This window comes from Desulfoscipio gibsoniae DSM 7213 (genome assembly GCF_000233715.2).
Classification (GTDB): Bacteria; Bacillota; Desulfotomaculia; order Desulfotomaculales; family Desulfallaceae; genus Sporotomaculum; species Sporotomaculum gibsoniae.
The window spans coordinates 4321638-4336379 of record NC_021184.1; the positions used below are offsets into that span (position 1 = coordinate 4321638).

The window sequence follows — 14742 nt, forward strand, 5'->3', positions numbered from 1 at the left end:
TTTCTTACGTTAAGTACGTTAAGGTCTATAATAAAGGATGGTTCAGTTTACCACGAAAAACGTACGCTAAGCGAAAAAGTACATTATGAAGCCGGAATTTCCGTACGCTAAGAAGTTCCGGCTTATCTTTTTTATTATCCGGGTATCTAGCTTACAGCGGGCTTGTGCCACTTGAAAAACCAGCTAATCCGTACTGCAGGGGATCCAAAGCCCTCTTGGGAAGCTGAAAAAATTAACGCCTCCGGAGTTAACCGAAAGGCGTTTTATCGTTCATAGTGTCTTAAGACCGGTTTTGGCGGCAATTATATCTTAATCACAGCTTTTTGTGGATTATTCTGCAGCTTATAATGTTGCTGGATTGGCCCTTCCCTTCAATTGGCCCCGGTCCCGTAGACTTTCCTGCAGCAGGACGGAGACATCGTCACTACCAAGGTTTGCCGTAGACAGGTCTAACCTAACGTCATTGTTAAAGTCCACCGAGGTAATGCCTAAAGGAGCTCGACAGGCTACCAGGGCCGGCCGCTGGTCCATTAGAGTACGCTTAGTGATGTGTATGCGTCGTGCTTTTGTTGGAAGCGGGTCTGGTGAAAAGATACAAAAGGAAGCCACACATCACCAGGCCCAGCTTTGGGGTAATTCTTTGGGGTCAGGCCTGGTAATGTGTGGCTTGATTAAACGTTCATGCCCGGGCTCCGGAGGTCTTGTGCATGTCGGCCAGAGTGCCGGCAAAGCCGCTTTGGGGTCGTAACTTACCGGTCCGGCTTTGCCGCTGTTAGGTAGTTATAACCCGCCAGGATACCTACTTCGCGATGGCCCATCCACCGAACGCCGATGATCAGGGCAAAATAAAGCAGTGTAGCCCGCACCACAAAACCCCAGAGGGGTATTTCCTTGGCTCCGTTAAAGACCGCCTGCCATTCCATGTTTTTCCTCCCTTCAATTAGGGACATTCCTCCATAATTGAGGACATTCGACCAATAAGCTTCAACCCCAAAGAGGAGGTGTGTCCCATGACCGATGGCCCCAAAAGCAGAGGTGTGTCCCCTTTCTTCTATGACTCTAAAAGCTCGGCCAGGATAACCGCCAGTATAATTACCGTTATTCCAAGAACCAAGTGAGTCCAGGACCAGAAATTGGCCGTATTACCCGCCCGGGCTATTTCCAGTGCGTTTTCCTGATCTTTGGGCGTAGCCGGATTAATTAATTTTTTCATTTGAGGACTTAAGGTATATATCTGGTACAGCAGTATAACAATCAGGGCTGCCACCAGCAGCAATTTTACAAACAGTACGATACCTGCCGGTTGTCCAAATAACGTGGACAACTTATCCACATTACCCGAAACAGCGTAGATGCCGGTAACGATTAACACCGCCAGGCTACCCCAGGTAAGGGGCGAAAATCGTCTGGCGGCGATCATGTTAATGGCGTGCGCCCGGGGAGTACCCAGGTGCTTTAAGGCCGGCGCCACGGCAAACATACTGTACATCATGCTGCCGATCCAGGTCACTACGGCCAGGAAATGTAAAGAGCCGGATATGCTATGCAGAATTTGTTCCATGTTGGTTCACTCTCCAATTGGGGACACTCCTAGCCACAAAGCATTTCTCTGACGGGGACATACCTCGACCCCAAAGATACCATTCCTTAGACTCTAAAGAGAGGAGGTGTGTCCCCTTTTCTTGGCTCCCTAAAGAGGAGGTCTTTACCCTTTCCCAAATAATTGTTATATCTGTTAGTTTCCCTAATCTTAGGGGGTATATTCAGATTTGGAAAAGCAATTGAATGCATAAATAATAATAATTTAGGGGAATTGTACATATGATTTTTTAAAGGCCCTTGACACCGGCACCGGCGGCGGTGCGCTGAAATAAAACGGGAGGTCGAAAGGTATGCTGCGCAGGTTGCTGGGTAAGGTCGAAAGTGGGCGTTACGGCCGGGCGCTGGCCGGGCTGCAGGCCGGCTGGCAGTGGGAATGTGAGGTACGCCGCGAGGAGCGGTTCGAGGGACTGGTGCTGTACGGCAGCAAGCGGTACCGAGTGGCCATTGAACGGCGGGGCACCCGCTATGCAGCACGGTGCAGCTGCGATGACGCGGTTGCCCGCGGGGTGCTGTGCAAGCACATCGCCTTTGCGGCTATGGCCGAGCTCGCCACCGCCGTGGTGGCGAGCAGTGTGCACCGGCAGCTGCAAGAGCTGGGCTGATGCCCGGCTCTTTTTTTTGGTCACGGTGTGTCCCGTTCCATAATACCGGGGGCGCAGGTGCGTCCCTAATGCTGTAAAACGCTGGGCTGCTGTCCGGGTATCCAGCGCACCCGAGGCTACTTTTCCCGGGCACATCACACCCCGAGCCGCTTATCAGATGGGCTCCGCGGGTCACTGCCCGGGCCGTCGTATGCCTGACTGATCGGTCGTATTATATTATCCTTTACTTCAACAAAGCCTTATGGTAAGTTTTCTTTCCTTTACGTATTTTGACACCGTTTTTTAATTGTCCTGAAGTAATATCACAATCAATGGATTCAACTTTAGCATCATTAATAGATACACCACCCTGTTGAACCAGACGTCTTGCTTCGCTCTTAGAAGCGGTTATACCACACACCACCATCAAATCCAAAATACTGATAACACCATCGACCAGCTGCTCAGCCGCAATTTCAGTAGTTGGCATATTTAAATCATCCGTGCCACCTGCGAAGAGGGCGTGAGAAGTATTCTTTGCCTTTTGGGCTTCTTCTTCACCGTGAACCAGCTTAGTCAGTTCATACGCCAGGATTTCCTTGGCTTCGTTTAGCTGACTGCCTTCCCATTTATCCATTGCGTCAATCTGTTCAAGTGGTAAGAAGGTAAGCATACGTATGCACTTGAGAACATCAGCGTCATCAATATTACGCCAATACTGGTAGAATTCAAAAGGTGAGGTTTTGTCGGGGTCAAGCCAAACAGCACCCTTTGCAGTTTTTCCCATCTTATTACCTTCGGAATTCATTAGTAGTGTTATTGTCATGGCATAGGCATCTTTGCCTAACTTACGACGAATCAGTTCCGTACCACCCAACATATTAGACCACTGGTCATCACCACCAAACTGCATATTGCATCCGTAATTCTGATACAGATAATAAAAATCGTAGGACTGCATAATCATATAATTGAATTCTAAGAAGGATAGTCCCTTTTCCATTCTCTGCTTATAACATTCTGCGCGTAACATATTATTTACAGAGAAGTGAGTTCCTACTTCACGAAGTAATTCAATGTAATTTAGCTTTAAGAGCCAGTCTGCATTGTTAACCATGATTGCCTTATCATCACCGAATTCGATGAATCTTTCCATCTGTTTCTTAAAGCATTCGCAGTTATGCTGGATTGTTTCAGGTGTCATCATAGAACGCAGGTCAGTACGGCCGGATGGGTCACCGATAAAGCCAGTTCCACCGCCTAAAAGGACTACAGGTTTGTTTCCCGCCATCTGTAAACGCTTCATAAGGCATAGTGCCATAAAATGACCGATATGCAGAGAATCCGCAGTTGGATCAAATCCAATATAAAATGTTGCTTTACCATTATTAATAAGTTCTTTAATTTCTTCTTCGTTGGTAACCTGGGCAATCAAACCACGAGCTTTCAGTTCATCATAAATTTGCATTATAACAACTCCTTGGTAAAAATTAATAATAAAAATGCCCCCTGCTCCAATTGGAACAGAGGGCAGAAATTGCGGTACCACCTCTGACTTGGAAATTCCTCGCAGAATTCCCCTCAACAAGTGCAAACACACTCACACGCTGTATCGGGCGTACCCGTCAAACCCTACTAACAATTCAGGCAGCGGCTCCAGGATGTATTCGTATCAGCGCGTCTGCAGCCTCTCACCAACCGGATGCTCTCTGAATGACGTAAAACTGACCTACTTCTTCCTTTCATAGCTTTTGCATAATTTAATTTAATTAAATTTTAATTTAGGAAGCAGTAAAAGTAAAGTCACAAAATGACACATGTGTGACACTTTTGTCTCCGAATTAATATCAGCACCCTTAATCGTCAGATATTTCTCATATGTTTTTCTCGTAACCGCAATGTCATAACCACGAAGACCGTTAATGTCACGGCTTGCATAGGCATTTTTCAACACACTATATTTTTCTTGACAAATGTCAAGATAGCACAACAATGCCTCCTCCCAAGTTAGACCATCTGTTATACGGCCAAAACTGGCTTCATAAAATTGAGCAAAGTACCAGCTAGCAAGATCATATTTATCTTTAAAGTGGCGGTAAAAGGTCTTCCTTGAAAGAGATGTGCCTGCTACAATTTCACTGACATGAATATCATCAAGGTTCTTCTTCATCAGCAGTTTCTCAAGTGATTCCGCTAGTATTTTTTTACTGTTCATAGTGTTTCTCCATAAGTTTATAAAATACAAGTATAAACTTATTCTCTGTAGAATAATACTTATCAATCTTTGATTTTATTAAAGTTCATAATACATATACTGCTCATCATGTTTTTAAGCCCGTTTATCCTTTATCTCTAAGGGAATGCGAGCTTTTCTAGTGGCGTACCATCTTTGTAGGCTGCTTAATGCGATATATACATGAAGTTACAATATCAATACCATTGGTATCACATCCCTAAAAAGAAAAATTCCGTATATTCCACGGAGTTTGAATTGTAATAATTGGTATTTTGTCTATAAATAATAAATGTGTATTAGGGTTTTTGATGTCCGATACCCTCAAAAATGATAAACACAAATTTTGTATCACAGCATCTTTGAAATACGACACAACAACATATTATGCATACCCTTTGCCAATAATAAAAAAAACATACTGAAGGTGATATTTTGAAATTATTGGAGAAACTTGAACAAATTGGTGATCTAGGTCAATCTAAAAGAGATTTACAAACAGAACTTAATGTGTTTGAAGCAGGACACCTATGGAATTTACTAACATCGCGGTATGATGTTATTGAAGTTACGCAGGTACTTCGAAATTTTGCTAATGATCCAGATCTTAAATTAGTTTTGAATCAAGGCTTAAAAACCTTAAAACAACAAGTTACTGAATTAGAAGATTTCATAAGTCAGTATGGACTACCACTACCTAAAAGACCACCGGCGAGTTCAGAAAGTACGATTAAGGTTGAGGTTATTACTGATGAGTATATATATAGACGTGTACTTTCAGGAATTCAAAGTTTTATACCGGTTCACGGGTTGGCTATGGTTCAGACTACATCAGCTAAGCTTAGGCAGAGATTTTTAACTTTTTTAATAAAAGAACTCAAAATGTATGATAAATTTTTAGTATATGGCCAGCTTAAAGGATGGGTTATGGAACCACCTGCTTATCGAGTTTAATATACCTCTGTGGGTTCTAGGACCAATGACCGTTTTGCTTCGCATAATTCACTATTCATTAAGCGACACAGCCTGTATAAGGCTTTTGGGTCCAGTTCATATTGCACTATTGAATCTTCGGCTATTTCCTGCTTGAGGATTTGAATAATCAAAAGGTTACCATGTTTCAACAGTCCCAGCTTAACCCAATTGAAAAGCTCGTTCTTAAATGCAATACCGTGACTTGTGCCCAATATCTTTTTTAGTTGATTGGGTGTCTTTCTTTTTACCTACCTGTATTGGGCGATTTTCTCTGGTACAAATACTCGGGAAAAGGCTAGTAACAGGAAATATATAATTATATAAAAATCAGGCCGGTACATAAAAATCAATCCACAGGTACGAACGACTGCAATCGAAACCATGGCAGCAGTTTCCATGACGCGGCCGGAGGCGAAAAAATACTCCTTCCACATCCCCGCGCCACCCGGCACCACCGTTCCCCGTCCACGTCTGATCGAGAAGATCTCCCCTGTGTTAATCTGTGTTAATCTGTGTAATCTGTGATTTATTAACACTTTTGATTGCCGGGTTGAAGTCATTCTAAGTCTTTCATGAACTTAGGATAATCCGTTCTACCGTCAACAATGTGATAGACGAATACAGTATCACCAATTAGACGGTAAATATAAAGATAGTTTTCACAAATAAACATACGATAACCTAGCGTTTTTAACGGTTTATCTGCACAGCTCACACCCATGTTGGGGCTTATCTGTAAAAGTGCAAGCGCATCATAAATACGATTGGTAATTTTGCGCGCCGAACCGGGGCCCACAAGTTCCAGGTGAACAAGGGCAATTTCCTCCAACTCACGCTGGGCAGGCGTGAGGATGTGTAGCTTATACTTCGCATTGCTCATAGATTTTCTCTAAACGTTGCTTGGATTCTTCCAGCGTATAGGCCGGCTCTCCGGCAAGACGAGACTTTTCTGCCAGTTCAAGCTTTGCTCTCAACCGGATTAACTCATCTCGCTTTTCAAATGCGTCTATGCTTATAACCACAAGGTCGCCTTCGCCATTTTTAGTGATGTAGATAGGTTCCTGTGATTCATGGGCAAGTCTTGAAATAGCGCCATAATCATTACGCAAGCTGGTTGAAGATTTGATAATCACAAGGCTACCTCCTTTGATATAAATTATTCTGCCTTTATTATATGATAATTCTTCACTGGTATCAATTCTTTAAGGCGGCAGGCGACTCCGCCGTGCTGGATAAATTCAGCGACAGGGAGGACATCGCCGGATATGCGACAAACAGCCTGGCCACCCTGGTGAAGGAGTTGCTGGCCCACATCCGCGCCCTTTCCAGAAGACAAGGAGATATTATGCTGGATGAGTTGACCTTTGCGGAACTTCTGTCATATATTTGACGACTAATAAGTAGAAGGAGTGATAATATGAAAAAATATCTATGTCTATTCGTTTGTATGGCTATAAGTTTGGTTTTCTTGACAGGATGCGGAAATTATGGTAACAGCAATTCATCCGTAGGAACAGAAAACACCGTAACGAAAACTGCTTCAAGCCAGTCTGCTGAGACAACTGACTGGGAACCTACAACATATGAAACTGTCAACAACTTTGACGGCGTTACTATGATTGTAAAGGAAGGAACATCTTCCTCTACCAGTTTGACCGTATATTTTGAGAATAAATCGAGCAGTCAGTGTATCTATGGCGAATTCTTTTTGTTGGAAAAGAAAATCAATGGAAACTGGTATCAGGTTCCTGTCATTATAGATGGCAACTACGGATTTGTTGATATTGGCTATAATTTGACCTCTGGAGACAATGGCGAATGGGCAGTCGATTGGGAATGGCTCTATGGCAGTCTGGACACAGGTGAATACCGCATTATGAAAGATATACAAGATTTTAGAGGTTCAGGGGAATATGACACTTACTATTTGGCTGCTGAGTTTACAATTTACTAACCGAACAAAATGAGTATAATAGGTTGCTGTTGTTAAGGCCTATATTTTATATTTATCGATAGCAACAAGGACGGAATTACTCCGCCCTTGATAATTGTGACTAAAAAACCAAAAACAACGTTAATAGTATCACCTCCAACCTAGGCAAGCCCTATGTATGGATAATCACCAATGTCCCCCGGGGTATGTTTTCGTAAAACCATTTGGCATCACTTTCGTCCAATCGTATACAACCATGACTTGCCGGAAGACCAAGTTTGTCATGCTCTTCTTCCTTAGTTTTCCATTGGCTATCTTTAGGTACTGAGTGTACAAGTATTTGCCCCACTAGTCGCACCCAGTATGTCGCCCCCTCACCAAACCTTGACGACCAAAAACTATAACCGTGATCTTGAGTATAAAAGTAGCCTAGTGGTGTAGGGGCATCAGGACGTCCCCCTGATGCCGGCATAGAACAAATCTTTTTACTTCCCTGATATACAGTAACAGTATGTTTTTCACCCAGACAGACATCTACCCATAACCTTTTACCCATATCCAAAGTGGTAAAAGATAATTGACTGTTTATACTTTCCCCGGCTTTGGATTTTGCCTGTAACACTGCTTTATAGCTATGGTCAGGTAAAAATACACGAGCTGGTTGAAAACGGGCCGTTTTTCGATCAACCTGTGTTTTACCGGGTACATTTTCTCCATCCTTGATTTCCACAACCTTCACGGAAGCGGCGGCCATCTCCTGATTAAGAGTAAACTCTATGGTTTGAAAAAGTTGAACGCTCTTTGTATTGTTACTTGGGTTTGTATCGATGACTTCAAGCTTGGGAGCAGTAGAAAATGCTATTTTATATTGTTTTTCCAAAATACTTCCACTCAAATTTTTTAGACCCGGTTTAATGATGATTTGGTAAGTTGCCTCATTTTTAAAAGGTTTTTTCGGGGTGTAGTGCCAGCGGCTATAATCTGTGTAATTCTTACCGTTGGCGGAAAACTCAAAAGCCTTAAGATGCCCTGGTGTAGGCAGGATAATACTTTTTTTTAGACTTTTAGGATCAACCGGAGTATTAAAAGTTAATAGCAGGGGTCCGCAAGATGGTACATTGTTAATAATTGTTTCCGATGATAACTCCAGTGGAGCATAAGGCCTGACACTACCTTGAACACTTTTTTTAATATATGGAATAATGGTAGGAACGTTATCAATTTTAAATGTTAATAATTGTCCTTGAGGCCCTTTTTCTTGTGTTAATTGCAAAAGCATAGTATTAGAGGATAACCAATTAATCTTATATGAAATTGGTGTATTGGCTATTTCGGGTATAATAGTTATTTTAGATTTTATTGATTCCTTGTGCACAGGTAGGATAAAATTAATTCTCACTAAAGTGTCAAAGGGGTTTGAGTTTGTACTAATGTTTACTATGGAATAATTTTTAAGACTCAGAATTAATAAAACTATTAAGAATAAGGCTCCCCCAAAACGTCGTTTTATACGTTTTGGTCTCTTTACCAGAGTCCATCCCTCCAATATATTTACAATATTATCACTTTATGTATATGAACGAAACATTGCAACCTATACGCTTTAAATTAAAAAAACAAGCCCCACGGGATTTTTCTATTACCCCAAAAGCTCCTTTTATGCCATACTCGATTTTACCATTGGATCCCATGTAGGGTTTTCACTTTCAAAACTCGCTTCCACAATGGCATCCATACTTCTTTCAAGAATGGCTGTGCGCATATGGGTATTTGCTTGGAAAGTTGAGATAAAAGATCCCCTGGGCAACCCCTACCTCCTTTACAATCTTACTGTCACTTGTCTCATTATAACCCTTTTGGATGAACAACTCTGTTGCAGCATCAATTATAGCCTGACGGACGCTAGGACTTCCTTATTTTATTACTCTTTTTTCCGGAGTCATCAAGATCATGATTGCATAATGCAATTTTCAATATTAATAGAGTTGCATTATGCAATCATTAGAAAATCTATTTATTTAGCCCATAAATTCTTATAAAATAACACTTATTAAAGTATGCTAACCTTACTTTATTACAGATATTAATTGCATATTGCAATCCGCGGGTTTAAGGAATGGCAAAAAAACCGCATTAAATTACACATTATTTAAATGGTACGGATCTTGCATTTCATCAGAAAAGAGTTATTTCTTATTAGCTGATTATATGTATTAGACTTTAGTGCTAATTGCTAAGAATAAACTTACGGGACGGTTTTCATGGAAAAAATTGATATGTCTATATTAAACAACTTAATACTAGACAGCATAACCGAGGGCGTCATAGCCATAAGCATAGATCATCGTATTATTTCATTCAATCGCGCAGCGGAGAATTTTACCGGCTTATCGCGGGGTGATGTGCTGGGTCGATACTGCTGGGAAATATTACAACCTAGCCCCAATAAATGTGAAACCGATTGCCCTCTTAAACAAACTACAGAAACATTAAACCAAGTAAATAACAAAGTGGTGGTAACAACAAACGCCGCTGGCAAAAAGGTTCATCTCAGCATATATGATGTGGTTTTAAAGGATAACTACGGTCAGGTTATTGGAATAGTAAAAATCAGCCGGGATCTAAGCCTTGTAGAGGAGCTCAGAAAAGAGCTAAGTGGACGCTATACCTTTGCGGACATTATCAGCAAAAATCATAAGATGCAGCAAATATTCCAGATACTGCCTGACATTGCCGAAAGTGAAAGCTCTGTTCTAATTGAGGGTCCTACCGGATCCGGGAAGGAACTTCTAGCCAGGGCTATTCATAATTTAAGCCAGCGCCGGGGCCATCCCCTGGTGACAGTAAACTGTGCTGCCCTTCCCGACTCACTTCTGGAGTCGGAGCTTTTCGGTTACGAGGCAGGCGCTTTTACAGACGCCAGAAAAAGCAAGCAAGGTCGTTTCGCGAGGGCCAACGGGGGAACCATCCTTCTTGATGAGATTGGCGATATATCACCGGCGCTGCAGGTTAAGCTTTTAAGGGTATTGCAGGAGAAGGAATACGAGCCACTGGGGTCCACAACTACGGTCAAAACCGATGTGAGGGTTTTGGCAGCTACCAACAAAAATGTCGAACAACTTATAAAGCAAGGTCTTTTTAGAAATGATTTGTACTACCGGATTAATGTAATAAAGCTTACCCTTCCACCACTGGCTGACCGAAAGGAAGACATTCCGCTGCTAATTAACCATTTTATTAATCGTTTTAATAATTTAAGGGAAAGGGATGTCGAGGGTATTTCGGAAGATGCCTTGTCTATTTTAATGAGGCATAATTATCCAGGTAACATCCGGGAATTGGAAAACATCATTGAACATGCCTTTGTTCTATGCAAAAAGGGTCTTATTATGACAAGACATCTCCCATCGCACCTTCAGGTTGAGAAAGAGCCGGGCAAGAGTTGTAACGACGCTTGCACGCTGTCAGAAATGGAAAAAAGGTTGATCTACCAGGCTCTCGTCCGGAACAACGGCAACAAAAAGGCTGCAGCAGTCGAACTGGGAATTGATAAGACAACCCTATGGCGTAAAATAAAAAAACTTAAGAAAGCAGGTTTACTAAGAGACGTATAGTTTATCTGGGAGTTTTAGGAAAAAGAAATATTTTTCGAAAGGGGTATATGCTATATGTCATTACTTCAGAATCCACTGGATATTTACAAGTTACTCCCAAAATCAAACTGCAAGCAATGTCAGACACCATCATGCCTGGCCTTTGCCGCAGCGATAATTAATGGTCAAAAAAATCTCGCCGATTGCCCTCACCTGGACAGTAATATAACTGAAAGATTTGAAATAAAAATACATAAGCGGGTACCTCTTGAGCAGCAGCAGGAGCAATTACTGGAGCAGCTGCAAAGAGAAATTGCCACCATAGATTTTTATGCATCGGCAGAAAGACTGGGAGCATCGCTTTCCGGCGAAAAATTGAAAATTAAGTGTCTTGGTAAGGACTTTTTTATTGATTCTGATGGGAATATTACATCTGATTGCCATGTTATTGTATGGTTAGCATTGCCATTACTTGATTATGTTTTATCTTGTGCGGGGAAAAATGCTACCGGGGAATGGGTTCCCTTCAGGGAACTAAAAAACGGGATGACCTGGGTCCCACTTTTTGAACCGCAATGTGAAAAAGTTTTAAAACAAATTGCTGATAACCATACTGATCTTTTTGAGGACATTTTACATGTATTTGGCGCAAGGCCGGCAAAGACAAGTTTCTCTTCTGACATTTCGTTAATTTTATACCCCCTGCCAAGAACCCCTATACTCATTTGTTACACTAAGCAGGAAGATGAACTTGAATCCAAACTTAATGTTTTTTTTGACACCACGGCGGAAGATAATCTTAACATTCGATCAATCTATGGTATTACCGCAGGGATTGTGAGGATGTTAGAAAAAATAGCTTTCAGGCATGGTTAACTATAATCGTTAGGCCACAAAAATAACCAACGGCACAGCTAAATTAAGCGTGGCAAGGTTTCGAACTTGAGCTGCGCATTTTTTTTGGGGAATGCTACAAAAGATTATCTTATGAAACAATCTCATTTTTTACTTGTGCTTGTTCATCTAAATAAGTGGATCCTTTAAATAGCCGCTAAATATCCAACTATATAGATGAGCATCCCCTAAATTTTCAACTATACTGGGTAATACCGTAGCCAGAATTGTTTGCATCATAATAGAGGAAACTAATCCTAAAAGTATACCGGTATATGCAAACACTTTAGCCTCATTTCCTTATTCTTGTTGTATAGTAAGTAATTCAAAATGCAAAATGGACTTCCCAAACCAATGCGGCAACCCTCCTAATGCAACCCTTCAACCGATACCGTTCCAGTCGCACCTTCCACCGTTACCAGCTGGCCATCGCGTAGGATTTGGGTAGCATTGCCGGTTGCAACCACTGCCGGGATATGATATTCGCGCGCAATGATTGCCGAATGCGACAGAAACCCGCCCGAGTCCGTCACCAGGGCGCCTACACTTGGGAAAAGTACCGACCAGACCGGCGACGTAATGGGGCATACCAGTACATCCCCGGGCTGAATCCTGTGGAATTCCGACTCGCTAAGAATTACCCGAACCGGCCCAGTGTAGCGCCCCGCCGACGCAGCGATCCCTTTGAGCGCCCGGGCGTCCGCCTGCCGGCTGCCGCTGGCTGCTGCAGCAAAGACCCGCTCATAGAACCACATTACTGCTTCATGAACCCAGCGTGCTTCCGCAGGCAGGGCGGCAAAGGAAGGCGGCGCTGGCGGCAGTGTACCGTAGCTTGCGGGTCCGGGGTTTGCCAGTACCCAGGCGCGCTCCCCCTTGCGGCGGGCAACCAACTCATGCAGGTTTTCCCCGGTACCTAATGCCATACGGGCCTCTTTGAATTCCAAGAAGAAAACATCATCCTGTTTGGCAATTTGCTTGTGCTCGACCAAGCGGCGTCCCATCTCCAGGGAGATATACCGCAAAAGCGCCAGCGGCATGCTGGTGTCGTAGAACCCGTGCTCTTCACGTACCGGGTAAGCCCTTTCGGCCCGGGTCATTGCCCGCTCGAAGCGGTCCCGCTCTGCCGCCGGGCGTCCGGACAACATCCGCCGGGCCTGGGACACCAGGTGGGCGCGCTTTTCCGCCAGTGCCTGTGCGTCCGCCTCCGGGTTATAATTTCGACTGATTTGGTTGGCGATCAGAGCAAGGAGCAGTTCCGGCGTCTCCGCCAGGGTCGGGTCGGCCACTTCATAGCGGATAGTCCGGCAGCCAAACTCCCGCTGGTATGAAGCAAATGCTTTGGCGAAGCCCGCGTCTGCCGCGGCCATGCGCTCCAAGGTAGGCCGGTCGGTTTGTTGGAACAGATCCGACAGTGATGGGTTCTCCCGTACTTGCTGGGCAATCCGGGCCAGGGCACGGGCCGGGGCGCTCGATGTCTCGGAGAGGCCGCTTAACATTTCAAATGCCTGCTCCTCTTTCCAACCCAGTAAATCACGGCAAGTAAAGGTAAACTCAGCCAGCAGCAGGTTAAGTGATTGGTTAAGCATCATGTGCATCTCCTGGCTCTCCCTAACCAGAAGGCTAACTGCCTCGGCGTGCCTGTCCAGACCGTCAGCGGGCAGTGTCTGCAGCTTGGTGTCCCTTAAAGCCGTAAGCTGCTTAATCAGGTTCGGCTTGAATTCGGCATACCACTGCTCAATGCACTTGCCCGCCTTATCGGCGCGGGCCGCCTCTGTGCAATCCCGAATACGTGCCCGCAGCGATGGCAGCAGGCGGATCAATAAACCGGTCAGCCAATCAGGCAGCGGCGGGCGGTCCTTTCCACCCAGGGGGACCATCCGCAGGTATACCCATCCCCCAATCTCACGTTCTTCCACCGTTTCTGTGAGCAGCCCAAATTCAGTACACATCTTTCGAAACCCCGGGTTGGCCGCAGGCAGCAGAACCGAACGGGTTAGAGGATATAGCGGCTGCGGGTAGTGGGAATCTCCGCGCTCCCAGTACCCGGAAGGCGGCTCCACCGGCACTGGTACGGGTTCCGTTTCCCCGGCATCTGACAGCGTGGTAATAGGCCGGGCCTGCAACAAGTATAGTTTGCCATCTTTCAAAACCCATTCAATGTCCTGGGGGTTGCCAAAGTATTTTTCCACCTGCCTGGCCAGCTCTGCCACCGCCAGCACTTCACGTTCACCCAGGGCATTTTCCGGAGAACTCCGGCAGACGGCCCGACCCTCTCGGACCACCCACTCATCCGGGGAAGCCTGCCCGGAGACCAGGCGCTCACCCAGTCCTCGAACGGCGCTGACCACCGTTTCGGAGCGGTCGCCGGTTACAGGATTGGCGGTAAAAGCTACCCCGGCAGCATCGGCCTCAATCATGGGCTGTATTAGCACCGCCATCCGGTCTGCTCCCAATTCCCGGTTCGTTTGGTAGGTCAGGATATGGCCGCTAAAAGCGGAAGCCCAACATTTGCACACGGCATCGGCAGTGGCATTATAACCGCGCACATTCAAAACCGTCTCGTACTGGCCGGCAAAGGAAGCACCGGCCAGGTCCTCCGCTACCCCGGAGGATCGCACGGCTAGCGGAGCATCCCCAAAGGCAGCGAGGGCACGGTGGAGAGCTTCCTCAATGGGGGCCGGCAGCGGTTTTTTAACTATCACATCAGCAGCCTGACCGGGGTCGTTAAAGGTTGCAGCAACATGGGCTGCGAAAGCCGCGGTGGTTACGACAATACCGTCAGGAACAGGAAACCCCGCGGCCAGCAGGCGTGACAAGTTCGTGGCTTTAGTTCCGACCCGGCCGGAAAGGGCAGTTTCAGGGGCACGCAGTGGTAAAACGTATGGAATGGTTTCCTGCTGCCGCTTATCATCGCCCTTAACCATGTTTATG

General features: G+C 44.9%; 16 protein-coding genes and 1 other annotated feature. Of the genes, 7 read left to right on the top strand and 9 right to left on the bottom strand.

Features of this window, described 5'->3' with window-relative positions:
* The first annotated feature begins 484 nt into the window (after positions 1 to 484).
* Complete coding sequence (locus tag DESGI_RS20125; RefSeq protein WP_157872832.1) at positions 485 to 748, top strand: hypothetical protein; 264 nt, start codon at positions 485 to 487, stop codon at positions 746 to 748.
* A gap of 1 nt (position 749) precedes the next feature.
* Here DESGI_RS20125 and DESGI_RS24920 read toward each other — a convergent pair whose 3' ends face one another.
* Together DESGI_RS24920 and DESGI_RS20130 are read right to left on the bottom strand one after the other, a co-directional pair.
* Positions 750 to 923 carry a DUF421 domain-containing protein gene (locus tag DESGI_RS24920; RefSeq protein WP_006521465.1) on the bottom strand — a complete coding sequence of 58 codons (174 nt, stop codon included), beginning with the start codon at positions 921 to 923 and terminating at the stop codon, positions 750 to 752.
* Positions 924 to 1051: 128 nt separating this feature from the next.
* The gene (locus DESGI_RS20130; RefSeq protein WP_006521464.1) at positions 1052 to 1561 is read right to left on the bottom strand and encodes a DUF4149 domain-containing protein; all 510 of its coding nucleotides are present in this window, start codon (positions 1559 to 1561) and stop codon (positions 1052 to 1054) included.
* Positions 1562 to 1892: 331 nt separating this feature from the next.
* Between DESGI_RS20130 and DESGI_RS20135 the strand changes: the two genes are divergently transcribed.
* Positions 1893 to 2204, top strand: coding sequence for an SWIM zinc finger family protein (locus tag DESGI_RS20135; protein WP_006521463.1), 312 nt, complete (start codon positions 1893 to 1895; stop codon positions 2202 to 2204).
* 223 nt (positions 2205 to 2427) lie between these two features.
* On the opposite strand, the gene tyrS is transcribed toward DESGI_RS20135, so the two are convergent.
* Both tyrS and DESGI_RS20145 read right to left on the bottom strand, forming a co-directional pair.
* The gene (tyrS, locus tag DESGI_RS20140) at positions 2428 to 3651 is read right to left on the bottom strand and encodes a tyrosine--tRNA ligase (RefSeq protein ID WP_006521462.1); all 1224 of its coding nucleotides are present in this window, start codon (positions 3649 to 3651) and stop codon (positions 2428 to 2430) included.
* Positions 3652 to 3706: 55 nt separating this feature from the next.
* Positions 3707 to 3938, bottom strand: a binding site (T-box leader).
* 10 nt (positions 3939 to 3948) lie between these two features.
* Positions 3949 to 4398, bottom strand: coding sequence for a TetR family transcriptional regulator (locus DESGI_RS20145; RefSeq protein ID WP_006521461.1), 450 nt, complete (start codon positions 4396 to 4398; stop codon positions 3949 to 3951).
* Positions 4399 to 4851: 453 nt separating this feature from the next.
* On the opposite strand from DESGI_RS20145, the gene DESGI_RS20150 reads away from it, so the two are divergent.
* The gene (locus tag DESGI_RS20150; protein WP_006521460.1) at positions 4852 to 5370 is read left to right on the top strand and encodes a DUF3231 family protein; all 519 of its coding nucleotides are present in this window, start codon (positions 4852 to 4854) and stop codon (positions 5368 to 5370) included.
* 577 nt (positions 5371 to 5947) lie between these two features.
* On the opposite strand, the gene DESGI_RS20165 is transcribed toward DESGI_RS20150, so the two are convergent.
* A complete protein-coding gene (locus DESGI_RS20165; protein ID WP_006521458.1) occupies positions 5948 to 6271 on the bottom strand; it encodes a type II toxin-antitoxin system RelE/ParE family toxin in 324 nt (107 codons plus the stop codon).
* Complete coding sequence (locus DESGI_RS20170; RefSeq protein ID WP_006521457.1) at positions 6252 to 6524, bottom strand: type II toxin-antitoxin system Phd/YefM family antitoxin; 273 nt, start codon at positions 6522 to 6524, stop codon at positions 6252 to 6254. Before DESGI_RS20170 ends, DESGI_RS20165 begins: the two co-directional genes overlap by 20 nt.
* A gap of 92 nt (positions 6525 to 6616) precedes the next feature.
* Here DESGI_RS20170 and DESGI_RS25435 point away from each other — a divergent pair, with 92 nt between their 5' ends.
* Together DESGI_RS25435 and DESGI_RS20175 are read left to right on the top strand one after the other, a co-directional pair.
* A complete protein-coding gene (locus DESGI_RS25435) occupies positions 6617 to 6781 on the top strand; it encodes a hypothetical protein (protein ID WP_006521456.1) in 165 nt (54 codons plus the stop codon).
* 27 nt (positions 6782 to 6808) lie between these two features.
* Positions 6809 to 7345, top strand: a complete 537-nt coding sequence (locus tag DESGI_RS20175; protein ID WP_006521455.1) for an immunoglobulin-like domain-containing protein — start codon at positions 6809 to 6811, stop codon at positions 7343 to 7345.
* Between the two features lie 151 nt (positions 7346 to 7496).
* Here DESGI_RS20175 and DESGI_RS23405 read toward each other — a convergent pair whose 3' ends face one another.
* Both DESGI_RS23405 and DESGI_RS25915 read right to left on the bottom strand, forming a co-directional pair.
* A complete protein-coding gene (locus DESGI_RS23405) occupies positions 7497 to 8603 on the bottom strand; it encodes a L,D-transpeptidase family protein (RefSeq protein ID WP_157872833.1) in 1107 nt (368 codons plus the stop codon).
* 378 nt (positions 8604 to 8981) lie between these two features.
* Positions 8982 to 9131, bottom strand: coding sequence for a hypothetical protein (locus DESGI_RS25915; protein WP_006521453.1), 150 nt, complete (start codon positions 9129 to 9131; stop codon positions 8982 to 8984).
* Between the two features lie 454 nt (positions 9132 to 9585).
* Here DESGI_RS25915 and DESGI_RS20185 point away from each other — a divergent pair, with 454 nt between their 5' ends.
* Together DESGI_RS20185 and DESGI_RS20190 are read left to right on the top strand one after the other, a co-directional pair.
* A complete protein-coding gene (locus tag DESGI_RS20185; protein WP_006521452.1) occupies positions 9586 to 10938 on the top strand; it encodes a sigma-54 interaction domain-containing protein in 1353 nt (450 codons plus the stop codon).
* Positions 10939 to 10992: 54 nt separating this feature from the next.
* On the top strand, positions 10993 to 11793 hold the full coding sequence (locus tag DESGI_RS20190; protein ID WP_006521451.1) for a DUF3786 domain-containing protein: 801 nt from the start codon (positions 10993 to 10995) through the stop codon (positions 11791 to 11793).
* A 386-nt stretch (positions 11794 to 12179) separates the two neighbouring features.
* On the opposite strand, the gene DESGI_RS20195 is transcribed toward DESGI_RS20190, so the two are convergent.
* Positions 12180 to 14735, bottom strand: a complete 2556-nt coding sequence (locus DESGI_RS20195; protein ID WP_006521449.1) for a PEP/pyruvate-binding domain-containing protein — start codon at positions 14733 to 14735, stop codon at positions 12180 to 12182.
* Between the last annotated feature and the right edge of the window lie 7 nt (positions 14736 to 14742).

Bases quoted from the DNA above. Each gene is read 5' to 3' on its own strand.
- DESGI_RS20125 (WP_157872832.1), top strand. From the start codon at position 485: ATGCCTAAAGGAGCTCGACAGGCTACCAGGGCCGGCCGCTGGTCCATT.
- DESGI_RS24920 (WP_006521465.1), bottom strand. From the start codon at position 923: ATGGAATGGCAGGCGGTCTTTAACGGAGCCAAGGAAATACCCCTCTGG.
- DESGI_RS20130 (WP_006521464.1), bottom strand. From the start codon at position 1,561: ATGGAACAAATTCTGCATAGCATATCCGGCTCTTTACATTTCCTGGCC.
- DESGI_RS20135 (WP_006521463.1), top strand. From the start codon at position 1,893: ATGCTGCGCAGGTTGCTGGGTAAGGTCGAAAGTGGGCGTTACGGCCGG.
- tyrS (WP_006521462.1), bottom strand. From the start codon at position 3,651: ATGCAAATTTATGATGAACTGAAAGCTCGTGGTTTGATTGCCCAGGTT.
- DESGI_RS20145 (WP_006521461.1), bottom strand. From the start codon at position 4,398: ATGAACAGTAAAAAAATACTAGCGGAATCACTTGAGAAACTGCTGATG.
- DESGI_RS20165 (WP_006521458.1), bottom strand. From the start codon at position 6,271: ATGAGCAATGCGAAGTATAAGCTACACATCCTCACGCCTGCCCAGCGT.
- DESGI_RS20175 (WP_006521455.1), top strand. From the start codon at position 6,809: ATGAAAAAATATCTATGTCTATTCGTTTGTATGGCTATAAGTTTGGTT.
- DESGI_RS23405 (WP_157872833.1), bottom strand. From the start codon at position 8,603: ATGCTTTTGCAATTAACACAAGAAAAAGGGCCTCAAGGACAATTATTA.
- DESGI_RS20185 (WP_006521452.1), top strand. From the start codon at position 9,586: ATGGAAAAAATTGATATGTCTATATTAAACAACTTAATACTAGACAGC.
- DESGI_RS20190 (WP_006521451.1), top strand. From the start codon at position 10,993: ATGTCATTACTTCAGAATCCACTGGATATTTACAAGTTACTCCCAAAA.
- DESGI_RS20195 (WP_006521449.1), bottom strand. From the start codon at position 14,735: ATGGTTAAGGGCGATGATAAGCGGCAGCAGGAAACCATTCCATACGTT.